At 72.0% G+C, this 16,630-nt stretch carries 14 protein-coding genes; 7 read left to right on the plus strand and 7 right to left on the minus strand.

The genetic code is table 11. The annotated features are described in order from the left end of the window. The first annotated feature begins 15 nt into the window (after window positions 1-15). Both IH00_RS0126525 and IH00_RS0126530 read left to right on the plus strand, forming a co-directional pair. A complete protein-coding gene (locus IH00_RS0126525) occupies window positions 16-582 on the plus strand; it encodes a hypothetical protein (protein WP_031077868.1) in 567 nt (188 codons plus the stop codon). Next, the gene (locus IH00_RS0126530) at window positions 579-2,165 is read left to right on the plus strand and encodes an FAD-dependent monooxygenase (protein WP_039947445.1); all 1,587 of its coding nucleotides are present in this window, start codon (window positions 579-581) and stop codon (window positions 2,163-2,165) included. The genes IH00_RS0126525 and IH00_RS0126530 overlap by 4 nt, the downstream gene beginning before the upstream one ends. Before the next feature lie 211 nt (window positions 2,166-2,376). Here the strand turns inward: IH00_RS0126530 and IH00_RS0126540 are convergent, their stop codons facing one another. Both IH00_RS0126540 and IH00_RS0126545 read right to left on the minus strand, forming a co-directional pair. Continuing rightward, a complete protein-coding gene (locus IH00_RS0126540) occupies window positions 2,377-3,405 on the minus strand; it encodes an alcohol dehydrogenase catalytic domain-containing protein (protein ID WP_031077870.1) in 1,029 nt (342 codons plus the stop codon). A 294-nt stretch (window positions 3,406-3,699) separates the two neighbouring features. Next, window positions 3,700-5,289 carry a bifunctional aminoglycoside phosphotransferase/ATP-binding protein gene (locus IH00_RS0126545; protein ID WP_420710923.1) on the minus strand — a complete coding sequence of 530 codons (1,590 nt, stop codon included), beginning with the start codon at window positions 5,287-5,289 and terminating at the stop codon, window positions 3,700-3,702. Window positions 5,290-5,899: 610 nt separating this feature from the next. On the opposite strand from IH00_RS0126545, the gene IH00_RS39060 reads away from it, so the two are divergent. Further along, window positions 5,900-6,571, plus strand: coding sequence for a universal stress protein (locus IH00_RS39060; RefSeq protein WP_324615801.1), 672 nt, complete (start codon window positions 5,900-5,902; stop codon window positions 6,569-6,571). Here the strand turns inward: IH00_RS39060 and IH00_RS0126560 are convergent. From IH00_RS0126560 to IH00_RS0126570, 3 genes are read right to left on the minus strand one after another with little or no spacing between them, the layout of a single operon-like run. Beyond that, on the minus strand, window positions 6,508-7,503 hold the full coding sequence (locus IH00_RS0126560) for an Acg family FMN-binding oxidoreductase (protein WP_039947453.1): 996 nt from the start codon (window positions 7,501-7,503) through the stop codon (window positions 6,508-6,510). The two genes, IH00_RS39060 and IH00_RS0126560, sit on opposite strands and share 64 nt — an antisense overlap. Then, a complete protein-coding gene (locus tag IH00_RS37710) occupies window positions 7,503-8,066 on the minus strand; it encodes a universal stress protein (RefSeq protein ID WP_052411657.1) in 564 nt (187 codons plus the stop codon). The genes IH00_RS0126560 and IH00_RS37710 overlap by 1 nt, the downstream gene beginning before the upstream one ends. Further along, window positions 8,063-8,719, minus strand: coding sequence for a DUF4389 domain-containing protein (locus IH00_RS0126570; protein ID WP_031077880.1), 657 nt, complete (start codon window positions 8,717-8,719; stop codon window positions 8,063-8,065). The genes IH00_RS37710 and IH00_RS0126570 overlap by 4 nt, the downstream gene beginning before the upstream one ends. A 415-nt stretch (window positions 8,720-9,134) precedes the next feature. On the opposite strand from IH00_RS0126570, the gene IH00_RS0126575 reads away from it, so the two are divergent. Together IH00_RS0126575 and IH00_RS0126585 are read left to right on the plus strand one after the other, a co-directional pair. Next, window positions 9,135-10,010, plus strand: coding sequence for a universal stress protein (locus IH00_RS0126575; protein WP_031077882.1), 876 nt, complete (start codon window positions 9,135-9,137; stop codon window positions 10,008-10,010). 145 nt (window positions 10,011-10,155) lie between these two features. Continuing rightward, a complete protein-coding gene (locus IH00_RS0126585; protein ID WP_031077884.1) occupies window positions 10,156-10,830 on the plus strand; it encodes a CBS domain-containing protein in 675 nt (224 codons plus the stop codon). Window positions 10,831-10,846: 16 nt separating this feature from the next. On the opposite strand, the gene IH00_RS0126590 is transcribed toward IH00_RS0126585, so the two are convergent. Then, the gene (locus IH00_RS0126590) at window positions 10,847-11,296 is read right to left on the minus strand and encodes a universal stress protein (RefSeq protein ID WP_031077886.1); all 450 of its coding nucleotides are present in this window, start codon (window positions 11,294-11,296) and stop codon (window positions 10,847-10,849) included. Window positions 11,297-11,924: 628 nt separating this feature from the next. Between IH00_RS0126590 and ppdK the strand changes: the two genes are divergently transcribed. Together ppdK and IH00_RS0126600 are read left to right on the plus strand one after the other, a co-directional pair. Then, window positions 11,925-14,627 carry a pyruvate, phosphate dikinase gene (gene ppdK / locus IH00_RS0126595; protein ID WP_031077889.1) on the plus strand — a complete coding sequence of 901 codons (2,703 nt, stop codon included), beginning with the start codon at window positions 11,925-11,927 and terminating at the stop codon, window positions 14,625-14,627. Between the two features lie 152 nt (window positions 14,628-14,779). Next, the gene (locus tag IH00_RS0126600) at window positions 14,780-15,469 is read left to right on the plus strand and encodes a helix-turn-helix domain-containing protein (RefSeq protein WP_031077891.1); all 690 of its coding nucleotides are present in this window, start codon (window positions 14,780-14,782) and stop codon (window positions 15,467-15,469) included. Window positions 15,470-15,704: 235 nt separating this feature from the next. On the opposite strand, the gene IH00_RS0126605 is transcribed toward IH00_RS0126600, so the two are convergent. Continuing rightward, the gene (locus IH00_RS0126605) at window positions 15,705-16,403 is read right to left on the minus strand and encodes a CBS domain-containing protein (protein ID WP_078887983.1); all 699 of its coding nucleotides are present in this window, start codon (window positions 16,401-16,403) and stop codon (window positions 15,705-15,707) included. Between the last annotated feature and the right edge of the window lie 227 nt (window positions 16,404-16,630).

Here is a 16,630-nt window from a genome sequence, read left to right on the forward strand (position 1 = left end):
GAGGAGGCCACCACCATGGGTGAACAAAGCCCCCTTGGTCACGGAGAGGCGTGGCTCGGCGTCGCCGAATGCTTCCTCGCCTCTTCCGCGCTGCTCGCACGCTGCCGGGTCCACTCGCCGAAGGAACGGCTGGGCCTGCGCCTCCACTTCGCCGACGACACCTCGGCCCCGGTGTACCGGGAGACCCGCCTCGGCAGTGGCCTGGCGAGAGACCCGTGCACCCTGGTGGTCGCCTTCCGGCTGCGCCTGGTCGGCGGGCCCGGCCACGCCGTCTTCCGAAAGGAAAGCCTGCTGAACACTCCGCTGTTCGTCGGCTTTCCGGGTTTCACGTCCAAGCTGTGGCTGGCCCACGACGAGCGCGACCGCTACCGCGGTGTGTACGAGTGGGACGGCCCGGAACGCGCCGAGCACTATGCGCGCTGCCTGTGGCGGGTGCTGGCGCTGGTCAGTGTGCCGGGGTCGATCCGTTACGCCGTACTGCCCGGACTGCGCCGCGACGAGTTCCTCACCGACCCGGGGCGCGCCGGGGGCCTGGGGCCGGACGGCACCGAGGCGTGGTGGCGCGTCCAGGACACGACATGACGGGGGCGGTGGACGTCCTCGTGGTCGGGGCCGGCCCGACCGGCCTCACCTTGGCGCTCCAGGCCCGTGACCACGGCGCGCACGTGCGCGTCGTCGAGCGGCGCCCCGAGGCGTTCCGGCCCTCCCGCGCACTCATCCTGCACCCCCGCACCCTGGAGGGGCTGCGTCCGCTCGGCGTCACGGACGCCCTGCTGGGGCTCGCGGACACCGCCCCGACGGCACGTCTCCATCTCGGCCCGCGCGTCGTGAGGGCCGGGCTGGGGGACCTCGCGCTCCCGGACACGGCCTTCCCGTACCTGTCACTGATCCGGCAGGCGGACGTCGAGAGGGTGCTGGCCACCGCCCTCGCCGACCGCGGGGTGGAGGTGGAGCGGGGAACCGAACTGCTCGCCGTGCGTGACGGCAGGCACGGCGCGGACGCGGTACTGCGCTCCGGGGCGGGCACGGAGATGATCCGCTGTCCCTACGTCGCGGGCTGCGACGGCCCGGTCAGCACCGTGCGGGCCTGCGCCGGCATCGGGTGGCACGGCAGGCCCTACGCCGTGGAGGCGGTCCTCGCCGACATCGACCTCAGCCGGGCCCCCGGCTGCGGCGGAGCCGAAGCCTTCGCGGGGCGCCGAGGACTGCTGCTCCTCTTCCCCCTCGGGGAACGGGCCGCCTGGCGACTGCTGGCCACGCGGGCGTCCGGCGGAGCTCACGGGGCGGCCTTCGGCCAGCCCGGCCCGGCGGTTCCTCGCACGGAGCTGCAACGACTCCTGACCGACGTCGGTCTGGACGCAACGATCGAGCGGCTCGCGTGGTCCGCCCGGGTGCCGCTGCAGTACCGCCTGGCCCGGAGGTTCCGCCGGGGGCGGCTCTTCCTCCTGGGGGACGCGGCTCACAACTATTCACCCGCCACCGGCCAGGGTATGAACGCGGGCATCCAGGACGCGGTGAACCTGGGCTGGAAGCTCGGTTTCGCGGTGCGCGCTTGCGACGGCGAACCGGCGGATGAACTCGGCGCCGAAGTGCTGCTCGACTCCTACGACAGGGAACGCAGACCGGTTGCCCACCGGCGCCTGCTCCTGACGCACGCGGCGTTCTGGGCCGAGGCGTCTACCGGACGCGTCCCGTCGTGGCTGCGTGCGGTCGCGGCTCCTATCGGCGCGCCCGCCGTGCCTGTCCTCCTGGATCGACGACGGCTGGTCGCCGAAGGCATCCGTGTCATCTCCCAGCTGCGGGTGAGCTACCGCAACAGCCCCCTGTCGGTGGAGGGGACACCGCGCCTCCGCGGTGCTCCTCGCCCGGGAGACCGCCTGCCGGACGCGACCGTCAGTGCCGGGGGGCCTGCGCAGCGGCTGCACCACCTACTGGCCCGTCCTGGTGTGCACCTGCTCCTGCAGCGGGACGCCGATCCGCTGCCGGACGCGACGTCCGGACCGGACGTCGACGTCCTTCGCTTGATGAACAGCCCGGGGCAGGGGCTGATGGCCGTGCGCCCGGACGGTCATGTCGGCTTCACCTGCGGGGCTACGGACGCGGCCGGGCTGAACGGCTGGCTGGCTCTGATCGGCGCAGCGGCGTTGTCAGCGAGTCGCCTTTGACCGCCGGGCGCACTCGGAGGTCGTCCTGTCCGGGCGTTTCACCCAGGCATGCGATGTCCGGTGCCGGTGGTTGCGCCGGTGAGATGCAGCAGGGCCATGTCCTCCGGCGAGGTCGCGGGACGGGCGACCCTCCCGACGCCGATCCCTGCCTCCCTGGTGACCCCGCTCCCGCGGGCCGCCCACACGGGCCGAGCCGGCTCAGCGCCCGACATCACTCTCGGTGGAGCACGACCTTCAGGGCGCCGGTCTCGGTGCCCTGGGAGAAGACCTCGTACGCCTCCTCCATTCGCCCCAGACCCATGGAGTGGGTGACGAGCTCCGAGACGGGCAGGCGCCCGGCCGCCATCAGGTCGAGCAGCCAGGGTGTGGAGGATGTGTCGACCTGGCCGGTGCTGATGGTGAGGTTCGTACGCCACAAGGACTCGAGATGCAGCGAGGCCGGTTTGCCATGCATGCCGATGTTGGCGATGTGCCCGCCCGGGCGCACGATGCGAGTGCACAGGACGAAGCTGTCCGGATCACCGGCGGCCTCGATGGCGACTTCGGCACCGGGCCCCTCGGCCAGGTCGGCGATCAGTCGTCCGGGGAGCTCCGCGGAGTCCGCCCCGAGCCGGATGGCGGCCTCCAGCCGGGAAGGGGACCTGTCCACGGCGATGATCCTGCGCGGTGAGTAGATCCGCGCGATGATGACCGCGGCGAGCCCCACGGGGCCGGCGCCCACGACGACGACAGTGTCGCCGGGGGCCACGTGCCCGTTGCGGACGCCGACCTCGTAGGCGGTGGGGAGAACCTCGGCGAACAGGACGGCGTCATCACGCGCCAGCGTGGCGGGCCACCGCCAGGTGGAATGATCGGCGAAGGGCACGCGTACGAGCTCGGCCTGGGTACCGTTGGCCAGGCTCCCGAGGATCCACCCGCCGCCACCGCGACACTGCCCGTACATGCTGTCCCTGCAGAACTCACAGCTTCCGCACGCCGAGACGGACGACACGATCACCCTGTCGCCCGGGGTGACGGAGTGAACCTCGCTGCCGACGTCCATCACCTCGCCGACGGCCTCGTGGCCCAGGACCGTCCCGGCCCTCACCTCCGGCAGGTCGCCTTGCCGGATGTGCAGATCGGTGCCGCAGACGGTCGTCGCGTCGACGCGCACGATCGCATCGGTCGGCGCCTCGATCCCCGGATCGGTGAACGTGTCCCAGGAAATTCTCCCCGGTCCGTGGTACACGAGTGCACGCATGGCCACCCACTTCCTGACTGCCCGGGCCACCTCCCCTCCACCGTCACTCCCGCCGGAAGTCCGGGCAACCGGGGACGGAGGGGGCCTGCGCGGGCGTCCGCGCAGACGCACGGGACCGGAACATGGTGGAAGAGGCGTCCGGCGCTTGGTCCCATGGGAAGAGCGGGCGCGTATGACGGCGACCTCGGGACCGCCTCCCCCGACCGGCGCCCGGCCGACGGTCGCCATGCGCGAAGGCACGGCGCCGCCTCCGGCAGCCGGATCGGGCGAACCGTTCCCCCGGCGACCGTCCCGTCACCCGCGCGGGACCGGCATCGCCTGGACGCGTCGGAAGACAGGGGCCTGGCTGTCGTCGTACGGGCGGATGGCCGCCAGCGCTCGAGCGACCGCGGACTCCAGGGACCCGCTCGTGTCGATACCGACGGCCTCGGGCCACGGAGGCTCCTTCGCCGCCATGGCGGCGGCCACCAGCGGATCGGCGTCCGAGGCACCGTGGGCTCGGCCGGCCAGACGGGCCGCGGACAACTCATCCGGCACCTGGCAGTGCAGGGCCACCAGGTCGGCGTGGGTGCGTGCGGCCATGCTCACTGCGGCTTCGCGTTGTTCCGCACTGGACCAGGTGGCGTCCACGACGACGGATTCCCCCCGGGAGAGCAGCGCGGACGCGCGGTCGAGCAGGGCCCGGTACGTCCTGTCGGTCCACGCAGGCGTGTACAGACCCTCACCGTAACCGGCGGCTGCCGGCTGATCGGGCGGGATGCCCGCCAGCTCCTTGCGGAGGCGGTCGCTGCTGAGCAGCGTGACGCCCAGGCGATCCGCGAGCGCGCCGGACAGCGTGGACTTTCCGCTGCCCGGGAGCCCGCCGACGAGCGTGAGACCGACGGCAGAGGCCCGCAGGTGCCGCACGGTGGCCCGGATGAGCCTGCCCGCCCGCGTCCCCGGCGCCCCCTGGCGAGCTTGGATGAGGGAGACCTTGGCGCGGACGAACGCCCGGTAGGCGACGTAGTGGTGCCGGAGTGAGGGCGGTGCGGGGTCGCCGGAGTACTCGCTGTACGCGGCGAGGAAGAACGCCGCCGCCCCGGGGGCGCCGAGTTGCTCCAGATCCATGGCCAGGAAGGCGGCGTCGTCCAGGCCGTCCACGTAACGAAGGCTGTCGTCGAACTCCAGGCAGTCAAGGACACGCGGACCGTCGTCGAGGGAGAAGATGTCCTCGGCGAGGAGATCTCCGTGACCGTCCACCACTCGCCCCTCTGCGACACGCGAATCGAACAGTGGCCCGCGGCCGGCCAGGTAGCGCCGCACCAGGTGCTCGGTCTCCTCCACCCCGTCGGGCACCGGACCTCCCTCGGCCATGGCCCTCACTTGGGCGAAGCTCGCTTCCCAGCGCGACGAGAGCGCATCACGCGACCCTTGGGCGTCCACTTCCCGGCGGCGGGGAGCACGCGCATGATGGGCGGCGAGCAGGCGGGCGACCGCTCGCAGGGCGTCGTCGACAGGCGCCTCTTCCCGTACGAGCCGGGCCAGCCGGCGCTCCTCCGGCATGCGGCGCATCACCACAACGGGTTCGGGTACGTGCGAGTCCGGCGCCCGAAAGTCCCCGACGCCCAGGTAGACGTCGGGTGCGAAACGGCGGTTGAGTGCGATCTCCCGCTCACACGCGGTACGCCGGGCGGCCACCGTGGTGTAGTCCACGAACCCGAGCTCGACCGGCTTTTTCACCTTGTACGCGCGGTCGCCGACGAAGAGCACCACGGCGGTATGGGTCTCCCGCACCTCCGCGCGCGGCAGCGGCGCAGCGCCGCGAGCGGAACCGGCCCGGAGGGCGGAAGCGCCGGCCGGCCGTGCGGTCTCCGCCGGCTCGCCCCGGTGGCCGGGCTCACTCATGGGGGACGACGGCGACGGGGCGGCGTGCATGGTGAACGGCCGCTCGGGCCACGGGCCCCGGGCGCGCTCCCGGGACCGGATGGTGCTTGCGTCGACCGACGACCAGCAACTCGGCCTCAGCCGGGCCGCTCGCCGGTTCCGGCACCAGCAGAGCCCATGCGTGCGGACCCAGCGTGAGGTCGCGCGGCTCGGCTTCGGCCGCCGCCCGATGAGCGGCGGCAAGGCTCTCCGGTGAACCGTCGAGGCCCACGGCGAGCACTCGTTCCATGGCGACCGTCTCCGTTTCGTACGAACCTGGCAAGGCGGTGAGGGCAAACCGTCCGGACTGCTGTCGGCCTCGTGTGTCGGCGGCCGTGGAGGAACCGCCGAAGGCCGGTCGGGCGAGAGCCGCGGCGTCCGCATCGGCGCGTCGGGCACGAACCTCTCCATCGAGGAGTACCTCAGATGTCGTTGCGGCGCATGCGGTCCCCGGCCTGGCGACGCTCATGCAGGGGGCAAGGCCGGGATGCCGAGGAGGTGGGAGCGGTGGCGGTTCCCCTGGTCGCCGGTCCAGACGGTTCCGGGGCGTGCCTGGAGGCGGTGGACTGGGCTGTGGACGAGGCGTAACGGCATGGGGGTACCCATCCGGCTCTTGCATGCGGTGGAAGTGGATCACGGGGGTTCCGACCCGCTCTCCGTGGCCCTCCACCGGGCACGGAGACGAGCACCGGCGGTGCGGCTGTCGGGCGCGGCGGTGCACGAGGACGCTGCGACCGCGCTGGTCGGAGCCGGTCGCAACGCTTTCGCGCTCGTGCTCGGTTCCAGCGGGCTCGGAGACCTCGCCGGGCTGCTCCTCGGCTCGGTCAGTCTGGCGGTGGCCGCCCGCGCCGACTGCCCGGTCGTCGTGGTGCGTGGCGGATCGGAGCACCGGCAGGGCCGGTACGGCAGTGTCGGCGTCGAGGACGGGCGAGGGCAGCGGCACGGCGGTGCGGTTCGCGTTCAGCGAGGCGCAGGCGCGGCACTTTCGCCTGGTGGCGGTGCACGCCTGGAGCGTCCCCGTCGCCAATCCCGGCCCCTGGCCTGTCCGGGTACGCCCTCCAGGCCCTCCGGCGCCCACCCGAAGAGGCCCTGCCACCGCCGTGGGGAGCCCGCCCCCGGCCCCGCCGACGACGCCGGCGCGGCCCGCTCACGCCCGGACGGGCGCATGCTGCTGGAAGGCTGCTCCGCGCGCACGCGCGATCACTCGACCTCGAGCACGTCACCGACCGGCCTGCGCGGTGTCGTCGGTACCTCCGGCCCGTAGCCCAGCCGGATCACCATCTGCGGATGGCCCCCGTAGGACACGGGATCACGAAGCGCCCACCGCAGCTCGGGCCACTCCAGGGCCTGGGAGCTCAGCGTGGTGGCCAGGCCGTCCAGCGTGGCCTGCAACAGGACCCGTTCCATCGCCTGTCCGGCGATCAGCCAGTCAGCCGGGCCGTCGTCGTGCGTTTCGAGCACGGCGAGACACGGCGAGCGTTCGAACACGGCCGAAGCCCGAGCGTCGGGGCGGCTCCCGGAACCGAGGGGGCCCGCGAAGTCGCGGACCGGTGCCCGCCCGTCGTACCGGCGCGGCCCGAAGGCGTACGCGGGGACGCCGTCGGGCCGGCTTTCCTCCGCTCCCCGGCCCACCGTCCAGCGGGCGATCTCCTCCCGCACGGCGGGCGCGAGCGCCTCCGCCGCCTCGGCGGACCCGATCAGGTCCAGCACCGTGTCCAAGTGCCAGGCGCCGGGGAACGACAGATGCGCGCCCTCCGCCCGGGCGGCGCCGCTCAGCCCGTCGCGCAGTTCCGGCGCCACGGGCTCGTCGGTGAAGGGCTCCCGATTGGTCCGGCGCCGGCTGATCGCCGGGTACAACAGATCGAGGGCCTCCTCCTCGACGGGCCGTACGAAGGTGAGCTCGGCCAGCATCCGGGCGTCGGAGCGGTCGGGCAAGAGCCGTACGCGGGCCTCCCAGCCGGCATGCGCCGCGGCCACGCGCGCGTTGAACAGGGCCGCCCCGCAGCCGAGGTGGAGGCCGCGACCCGCCGGGTCGGAGTGTGGCATGGAGCGTGCGGGGTCCCTGCGGAGCAGCAGTCTTCCGGTGTCCGGCGTCCAGCGGAACCTCCACGGCTGCGCGTTGTGCATCGAAGGGGCCAGTACGGCGTCGCCGACCCACGATGTGACGGTCGCGGTGTCCGGCGTCCGAGTGGTGATCATGAGCAACTCCTCGGGCGGGTCGGGCCGAAGGGGACGGTCGGGGCGTGCGGAACGACGGCGACCGGCGTGGCCGCGTGGTGCAGCACGGCGTGTGCCACCGGGCCGACGCGGGGGACTGCGGGAGCCGCGCGCGAACGGCGACCGAAGACCAGGAGACCCGGGTCCGCGGCGGCGTCCACCAACCGGGAGCCCGGTGGAACCACTACGGGCTCCGCGCGGACGCGTACGGCAGGCAATCGCTTCCGCCGGGCGGCCGTCAGCTCCCCGGCCGTGCCCGCACCCACCTCGTGGACCAGCCCCGGGTCCAGGACCTCCGCCCGGCCGTACTCCACGGGCGCGTGCCAGGCGTGCACCACCCGCCGGACGCTCTCCCGCAAGGCCGCCTCGCGGAACGCGAACTCCGGCAGCGGCCGGGCGGTACGGCCCGGAGCCGGCCCGACGGCCACCTCGCCGGGGCGCCCCTGCTCGGCAGTGGCGGTGTTCCGCACGAACACCACGGGGTGGCGTGCCGTGCCCACGACGGACAGACCGACCACCCCCTCGGTGATGCCCGCGGTCATGGCGATCGCTCCTCGGCGGGCTCGGCGCCGCCCATGTCGAGCCGGAAGGGCGGATAGACATCCGTCATGAGAGCCGCGTACGCGGCGACACGGAGCACCCAGCGATTGAGGCCCATGATCAGGTCGAACAGATCCCTGGGGTAACGCTCACGGAACGCCAGGACGACCGCTGCGATGAGCGCCAGAACGGCGATGAGCCCGCCGGACCACAGCCCGACGCGGACGCCGCCCAGGAAGAAGCCGATCACGACGTAATGCGGGATCGCGAGCAGCCACCACTTCACCAGCACGAGTCCGCGAGACAGCCGGTCGGGGTACGCGATGGTCAGCCGTGCCGGGTAGTCCGGGGCGTCCGCCAGCGAGAAGGGCGGGTAGCGATCGGTGGCCAGCGCCCCGTACGCGTAGTACGACACGCGCCAGGTCCAGCGGAGCACACCGACGTTGAACTCGAACAGCGGCCGCGGGTAACGCTCGGTGAACAGGATCGCGAAAAGGGCTATGACGAAGGTCAGGCAGAACGCGATCCATAGGAGAAGCAGCACGATGTAGTGGGGGATCGCCAAGACCCACTTCACCAGCCACAGCCACCGCGACAACGGCCGGTCGAGCCGGGCTTCCACCTGCACCGGGGAGGAGAGCGCGAGAGTCGTCATGTCCATCACTTCTTGAGAACCTGGCCGCCCTGCCTGCCGATCATGGGGAGGCGGCACATCCGTGTACACCGGCCCCTGACGAGGGAGGCACGCATGCCTGAGCACCCACGTCCGGAAGCTGTCCTCACCACCAGTGTCGTTGTTGCCGCCCGGCTGCGACAGGGCCGACCGGCCCACTCCACCACGCAAGGCGACGACCGCGGTCCCGAGCTCGCAGTGCGTGGGTGAACGGCACGGCAGTCGTCATGACCCGGCCCTCCCGCATGAGTGCTCACCTCCAGCGTGCGCCGGGGACGGCGAGGGCCCGCGGGCCGGGCGGGCACTCTTGGGGTCCGACCGGCCCTGCACACGGCGGTTCACGCGCGCGACCCTGAGAACAAGCCCGTACGACCCTGCGAGAAAGGCGGTGGGGACGATGGAATCACCCCTGGTTGTCGGCGTGGACGGATCGGACCCCAGCTTCCAGGCAGCCGACTGGGCGGCCGACGAGGCGCTCCGCCACGGTCTGCCACTACGCCTGGTGTACGCGTCCCTGTGGCAGCGTTACGAAGGCTCCGACCTGGCGACCGGTCTGGGCCGTCCCGACGAACAGGTCCTCGCCGAGAACCTCGTGGGGACGGCGGCGGAGCGCGTCAGACGCCGTACCCCTGATCTCAAGGTCGTCACCGATGTCCTGCCGGAGGACACGGTGGAAGCGCTGCTGAGGGAGGGAAGGCATGCCTTCGCCCTCGTCACCGGCTCGCGGGGCCGCGGTGACATCGCCGGCCTCCTGCTCGGCTCGGTGAGCCTGGCCGTGGCCGCCCGGGCGCACTGCCCGGTGATCGTCGTGCGGGGGGACAAGGCGGGACTGGCAGGCACGCATGAGCGGATCACGCTCGGCGTCGGGGACGGCGACATCGATTCCGCGGCGGTCCGGTTCGCCTTCCGCGAGGCGGAGCTGAGGGGCTGCGTCCTGGACGTGGTGCGCGCCTGGCGCCGCCCGGCGCACGTGACCACGGACCATCCGCTGCTGGTGGGTGACCCTGCCCGCTTCTACGAGGACGAGGCTTCGACCCGGCTCGACGAGGCTCTCGAGGCGGCCATGGGCGACCATCCGGGCGTCCGGGTGCAGCGAGCCACCGTCGAAGGCCCCGCGCGCAAAGTACTGCTCGCCCGGTCGGCGGCGGCCGACCTGCTGGTCGTCGGCGCCCGGCGCCGGCACAGCCAGCTCGGCATGCAACTGGGCAGGGTCGCGCACACGGTCCTGCACCATGCGTCCTGCCCGGTCGCAGTGGTGCCTCGGCACTCGTGACACGCGGCCGACGGTCCGGAGGCTCACCCCGGGCCGTACATAGGGGCGGCTCCGCCCTGTTGCGCCGCGTACCCGACGCGCACGCTGAAGGTGAAGAACTCACCCATCCGGCGCTCCGCCGGTGCACTCCCGAAGGGAGCGTGCAGTGAACAGCCGATCCCCGCACACCGTCAATGACGTGATGACCTCGACCGTTGTCGCGGTGGGGCTGGACGCCCGGTTCGAAGAGATCGTGGCCGCCATGAAGGAATGGCAGGTCACAGCAGTGCCCGTCCTGGAGGGGGAAGGGCGTGTCGTGGGAGTCGTGTCCGAAGCGGATCTCCTGGCCAAGGAGGAACTGCGCGACAAGGAGCCCACGTTGATCGGCCAGAAGGAGCGCCTCGCGGGCTACGCCAAGGCCGGTGCCGTCATCGCCAGGGACCTGATGTCCAGTCCTGCGGTCACGGTCCTCGCCGGCGCCACGCTGCCTCAGGCCGCCCGCCTGATGGCCGAGCACCGCGTGAAGCGCCTGCCGGTCGTCGACGAGCAGGGGATCTTGAAGGGCATCGTGAGCCGGTCCGACCTGCTCAAGGTCTTCCTCCGGACGGACGAGGACCTTGCTGCCGAGGTGAGGCGCGAAGTGGTCGACCGCTTCTTCCCCGTCTCCCGCGGCGGGATCGAGGTGGCCGCCGAGCAGGGATGCGTGACGCTCACCGGGGCGGTCCGCGACGCAACGCTGATTCCTGTCGCCGAGCGCCTGACACGCGCCGTGGAAGGCGTCGTGGATGTGCGCTGCGACCTCATCGCGCCCCTGGCGGTCGACGTTGCGCCGCGGCAGTGACCCGTCGGCCAGGAACTCACTTCTCCGTGCCGGCGGGACGTACGACGACGACCGGGCACGCGGCGTGCTGGGCGCAGCGCTGGCTCACGGACCCCAGCATGGCCCGGGCGAAGCCTCCACGTCCTCTGCTGCCCACCACGAGCAGCTCGGCCCCTTCGGAGGCCCGTACCAGGACCTCCGACGGGTCGCCCCGGACCAGCTCTTCCCGTACTTCTACGGGCTTGTCGTCGCCGAAAACCGTCCGGATCTCCTCGGCGAAGCCGCGGCGGGCTTCTTCGAGATCGAAGCCGGGTTCCGTGGCCGGCCCCACCCAGCCGGCCTCCGAAGGCGTGTCCCATGCCCAGACGGCCTCGACCGTGCCGCCGATGAGCTGGGCATGCCGGGCCGCCCATCGCAGCGCCGCCTGTGACGACGTGGAACCGTCGACGCCGACAACGACGCGGGGGACCGATGCACTGCTGTTCATAGCCGCCTGACCTTTCACCCGGCTTGCTCGTCCACGTTGCCCCCATCGGGTGGCCCACGCCAACCCGGATTGCTCCGTCCGGTCATGCCGGCCCTTCCACGTCATGCCCTTGCCCGGCCAGCCCGGTCCCGATCCGCTCGGCGCTCTCCTGCGCGGAGAGATGCTCCGACGCCAGGCCCTGAGGACCTCGATGCCACCCTCCGCCACCGCCGCCTTCCGGTCTTGGGCCGTGAGGGCACGCGAACCCCGGCGGAACAGACCCCGCCGGCGTCGCCCCACGCGGGTCCAATGGGCCCGGTCAGGGCCCTCCGGCCCCTCTCGCGTACTGCCGCGGTCGACCAGTGTGGGAGCAGAGGAACTCGTCATCCTCGGGAGGAGCACCTGATGTCCCGCACTGTCACCGTCGGTATCGACGGTTCGCGGAGGAGTCCGACGGCTGCGGCCCGGACTTCCGACGACGCCCTCAGCCGTGATCGGCTTCTGCGGCTGATGACGAGTCCAGCGCCCGGTCGTTCTGGTCCGGACGCCGCAGGCGGAACCTGCGGAGCAGACCCGCACGACTGACGACCGGGCCGTATCGACCGGGGCATCGGGGGGACCCGCCCCCCATCAAGAGACGGGTGGCGTCATGGATCAGAAGTACGTGTACGACTTCACCGAAGGCGGCCGGGACATGGCCGACCTGCTGGGTGGCAAGGGCGCGAACCTCGCGGAGATGGCCCGCATGGGTCTGCCCGTACCGCCCGGCTTCACCGTCACCACGGAGGCGTGCCGGGTCTTCCTGGAGACGGGTGAGCCTCCGCCCGAGCTGGAGCGTCAGGTCGGCGAGCGCCTTGCCGCCCTGGAACGCGCGGCGGGGCGGCGGCTCGGCCAGGTGGACGACCCTTTGTTGCTCTCCGTTCGCTCCGGAGCCCGGTTCTCCATGCCGGGCATGATGGAGACCATCCTCGACATCGGTCTCAACGACCTGTCCGTCCTCGGCCTGGGCAAGAACCCCGAGAGGGAACGGTTCGCCTGGGACTCCTACCGCCGTCTCGTGCAGATGTTCGGCAGTACGGTCATGGGCGTCGACAGCGCACGGTTCGAGAGCGTCCTGGCCGGGATCAAGAAGCAGCACCACGTCGCCGACGACACCCGGCTCGACACCTGTGACCTGATCAGGCTGGTGGAGACGTACCAGGATCTGATCCTGGAGGAGACCGGCGAGGAGTTTCCCCAGGACCCGGCCGAACAGCTACGGCGGGCCGTCCTCGCCGTCTTCACCTCGTGGAACGGCGAACGGGCACGGATCTACCGGCGCCGCGAGCACATCCCGGACGACCTGGGCACCGCCGTCAACATCCAGACCATGGTGTTCGGCAACCTCGGCCCCGACTCGGGCAGCGGTGTCGCCTTCACCCGCGACCCGGCCACCGGGCAGCCCGGCGTCTACGGCGACTACCTGCCGAACGCCCAGGGCGAGGACGTCGTCGCAGGCATCCGTAACACCGTGCCCCTGCAGCAGTTGGAGAACCTCGACCCGGCCTCGTTCATCCGGCTGCGCGACTGCATGCAGCGGCTGGAGGCGCACTACAGAGACCTGTGCGACATCGAGTTCACCATCGAACGCGGCACGCTGTGGATGCTGCAGACCCGTGTCGGCAAGCGCACCTCGCAGGCCGCCTTCGCCATTGCCGGGCAGTTGGCCGACGAGGGGCTGATCTCCCCGAAGGAGGCGCTGGCCCGGGTCGACGGCGAAGGGCTGGCGCGGTTGATGTTCCCCCGGTTCGACAGCTCCGGTACCCGTGAGGTGCTGGCCCGGGGCATCCCCGCCTCGCCCGGGGCCGCCGTGGGCGCGGTCGTGTTCGACTCCGCCGAAGCGGTCCGCCGGGCCGCCGGCGGGGAGCAGGTCGTCCTCGTACGCCAGGAGACGACCCCCGACGACCTGCCCGGCATGATCGCCGCCGAGGCCGTGCTCACCAGCCGTGGGGGGAAGACGAGCCACGCGGCCGTTGTCGCCAGGGGCATGGGCAAGGTCTGTGTGTGCGGTGCCGAGGAACTCACCGTCGACCCGGGGGGACGGCTCTTCTCGACGCCGTCCGTCACGGTCCGGGAAGGCACCGTCGTCTCCGTCGACGGGTCCGAGGGCCTGGTGTTCCTGGGCGCCGCACCCCTCGTGGACTCTCCGGTGATGCGGTACTTCGAGCACGGTGGGCAGCCGCCGGGGGAGTCCGCCGCACAGGTCGTACGCGATGTGCACCGGCTCATGGCGCAGGCGGACGCCGCCCGGCGCATGGAGGTGCGGGCCAACGCCGACACGCCGGAGGACGCCGCCCGCGCCCGGCGGTTCGGGGCTCAGGGGATCGGTCTGTGCCGCACCGAGCACATGTTCCTCGGCGACCGCCGCCCCCTGGTCGAAGCGATGATCCTGGCGCATGACGACGCCGGGAGGGAAGCGGCCCTGAACGCCCTTCTGCCCCTGCAGCGCGAGGACTTCACCGGCATCCTCGAAGCGATGGACGGGCTGCCCGTGACCATCCGGCTTCTCGATCCGCCCCTGCACGAGTTCCTGCCCGACCTGACGGAGCTGTCGGTACGTGTTGCCCGGCGCGACGTCCAGGGGCGGTCGCCGGACCCCCACGAAACCGAACTGCTGGCGGCGGTCACCCGGATGCACGAGGCGAACCCCATGCTGGGTCTGCGCGGCGTACGGCTCGGCCTGGTCGTTCCCGGCCTCGTGGCCATGCAGGTGCGCGCCGTCGCCGAGGCCGTCGTGGAACGCAAGCGGGCCGGCGGCGATCCGCGCGCCGAGATCATGGTGCCGCTGGTCGACACCGTGGAGGAGCTCCGGCTGGTACGGGCGGAAGTCGCCCGCGTACTGGAGCGGGTCTCCGCCGGCACCGGCGTCGCCCTGGACTGCCCCGTCGGGACGATGATCGAACTTCCCCGGGCCGCACTCACCGCCGGCCGGATCGCCGAGGACGCGGAGTTCTTCTCGTTCGGCACGAACGACCTCACCCAGACGACGTGGGGTTTCTCCCGCGACGACGTCGAGGCCGCGTTCTTCTCCGCCTACCTCGACAAAGGCATCTTCCAGACCTCCCCGTTCGAGACGATCGACCGCGAAGGCGTGGGCCGGCTGGTCAAGATCGCCGTCGCCGAAGGCCGGGCCACGCGCCCCGGCCTGAAGATCGGCGTCTGCGGGGAACACGGCGGAGACCCGGACTCCGTCCACTTCTTCCACGACGCCGGCCTGGACTACGTCTCGTGTTCGCCCTTCCGGGTGCCCGTCGCCCGGCTCGAAGCCGGACGCGCGGCCCTGCGGGCCACTGCGGCCGAGGCCGGCACGTGAACCGGCCTCCTGGCCTCCTGGTGCGACCACCTCCGTGACTGCCTAGCGTGGAGGGGCGCGGACGACTCCAGCACTGCTTGACGTCCGGCACCGCTGTGTCCCGTGCGCCCAGGCGAGCCCACACGGCAGCCGAGACAGGAGTGTGAGCCGTCATGTCCGACCGACCGCAGACCGGTGCCGCGCCGTCCGGGCCGCGGGCCAGGGGTGGTGACCTGGGCAGGCGAGTGGCGGCACGCCGCGAGCAGCTCGGCATGTCGTACGAGGACCTCGCCCGGCGCACCGGTGCGGCACCCGAGTACATCCAGTACCTGGAGACGCATCCGGCCACCCACGGCATCGGCTTTCTGCTCCGGCTGGCCGACGCGCTCGAAACGAGCGTCGACGAGCTGACCGGTGGCAACGCGGACCTGCCGCCGGGCATCGGTCAGGCCGCGTACCATCCACAGCTGGTCGAACTCGGTGAACCGGAGTGCTGGCAGTTGCTCGGCAGCAACGGTGTGGGCCGCGTCGGCGTGGCCACCGAGACAGGACCGGCCATCCTTCCGGTCAATTACCTGGTCCTCGGTGGAGACGTCGCCTACCGGACGTCCCCGGACGCCGCGCCGGCCGGCGCCGCCGGACACGAGGTCGCCTTCGAGGTGGACCGCATCGACGACGCGTTCAGCCGGGGGTGGAGCGTCCTCGTCGTGGGTGAGGCCCGTGCGGTCACCGAACCGCACGCCGTGGAGAGACTGGAGACGCACAGCCGCAGCACGCCGTGGGCGGGCGGTGTCAGGGAGCTGTGGATCACGGTGACGCCCGGTCGGGTGACCGGGCGCCGGATCGTCGTACAGGACCGGTGACGTACACCCCGTGGACGCGGATCATCGGGTGACCACCAGGATCTCGGAGACGGGCCTGCGAGGGGTTGCGGGGCCTCGGGGCCGCAACCGAGCCGCCCTGGTCGTCCTGGTCAACACGACGGTCGGAGTGGTGCAGGAGGTCAGAGCCGATCACGCGGTGGCCGCTACGTCGAGACGCTGGGCTCATGACGACGGCAGCCGCCTTACGACGTGCGCCGGTCCGACACCGGAAGGGTCACACCGTTCTCACCGGGGCACGACACCCACGCGCCGGTGACGAGCCCGTCGTCAGCGCGCTCACCTCCGGACCGTGCAGGTCGACCCGGATGTCCACGACTCCTTCCACGGCCCTGATCGCCCTGGCCAGCAGCGGCACCAGCGCCCGGTCCCGCAGCTCGCCACCCAAGGTCACCACACCGTCCTCGACCACCACATCGACCTGGGCCGCGGCCGGCAGGTCCGGCAGGACGGTGGTGCGGATCTCTGCCGCCATGTCCTCGTCGGACCGCAGAAAGACCTTCAGCAGGTCGCTCCTGCTGACGACACCCTCCAGGAGGCCGAGGCCGTCCACGACGGGCAGGCGCTTGACGTGCCGTCGTGCCATGATCCGGGCGGTTTCGGCGATGGTGGCGTCCGCGTGGACGGTGACGGCGGGGCTCGACATGAGGTCCTCGGCGTACACCGTGCTCGCCTTGGCGGTGTCGGCGAGCGGCCGGTCGCGCAGGACCTCGTCGTCGACGCGGTACTCCTCCTTGGGCAACAGGTCGGCTTCCGAGACCACTCCGATGACACGGCCTTCGCCCGCCAGCACGGGAAGGGCGCTGACCTTCCACTGGTCCATCAGCTCGACGATCTCCTTGTACGACGCCCGGCTGCCCACCGCCACAGCGGTGTGGGTCATGACGTCGCTCACGGTGTGGGGTGACGCGGTCATCGCAAGCCTCCTCGGCTCAGGCCCGCCGGCCCGCACCGGCGCAGCGTTCGGTTCTCTCAGGGCACACCTCGTCGAACAAGGCGGCGGCTCCATTCCGGCTCCACCGGTCCCAGTCGCTCGCCCGGCCGTCCGTGCGGTGTCGCTTGCAGGCGTGCGCCGACGAGGACCGCGCTGCCGATGAGCAGGAGCATCCGCGCTTCGAGAACGTCCACGCGCCGGCGCAAGGG

This window comes from Streptomyces sp. NRRL S-118, assembly GCF_000716335.1.
GTDB lineage: Bacteria > Actinomycetota > Actinomycetes > Streptomycetales > Streptomycetaceae > Streptomyces.

Excerpts from the sequence above, each read along its gene's own strand:
- IH00_RS0126525 (WP_031077868.1), top strand. The coding sequence starts at position 16 with ATGGGTGAACAAAGCCCCCTTGGTCACGGAGAGGCGTGGCTCGGCGTC.
- IH00_RS0126530 (WP_039947445.1), top strand. The coding sequence starts at position 579 with ATGACGGGGGCGGTGGACGTCCTCGTGGTCGGGGCCGGCCCGACCGGC.
- IH00_RS0126540 (WP_031077870.1), bottom strand. The coding sequence starts at position 3,405 with ATGCGTGCACTCGTGTACCACGGACCGGGGAGAATTTCCTGGGACACG.
- IH00_RS0126545 (WP_420710923.1), bottom strand. The coding sequence starts at position 5,289 with ATGAGTGAGCCCGGCCACCGGGGCGAGCCGGCGGAGACCGCACGGCCG.
- IH00_RS39060 (WP_324615801.1), top strand. The coding sequence starts at position 5,900 with ATGGGGGTACCCATCCGGCTCTTGCATGCGGTGGAAGTGGATCACGGG.
- IH00_RS37710 (WP_052411657.1), bottom strand. The coding sequence starts at position 8,066 with ATGACCGCGGGCATCACCGAGGGGGTGGTCGGTCTGTCCGTCGTGGGC.
- IH00_RS0126570 (WP_031077880.1), bottom strand. The coding sequence starts at position 8,719 with ATGACGACTCTCGCGCTCTCCTCCCCGGTGCAGGTGGAAGCCCGGCTC.
- IH00_RS0126575 (WP_031077882.1), top strand. The coding sequence starts at position 9,135 with ATGGAATCACCCCTGGTTGTCGGCGTGGACGGATCGGACCCCAGCTTC.
- IH00_RS0126590 (WP_031077886.1), bottom strand. The coding sequence starts at position 11,296 with ATGAACAGCAGTGCATCGGTCCCCCGCGTCGTTGTCGGCGTCGACGGT.
- ppdK (WP_031077889.1), top strand. The coding sequence starts at position 11,925 with ATGGATCAGAAGTACGTGTACGACTTCACCGAAGGCGGCCGGGACATG.
- IH00_RS0126600 (WP_031077891.1), top strand. The coding sequence starts at position 14,780 with ATGTCCGACCGACCGCAGACCGGTGCCGCGCCGTCCGGGCCGCGGGCC.
- IH00_RS0126605 (WP_078887983.1), bottom strand. The coding sequence starts at position 16,403 with ATGACCGCGTCACCCCACACCGTGAGCGACGTCATGACCCACACCGCT.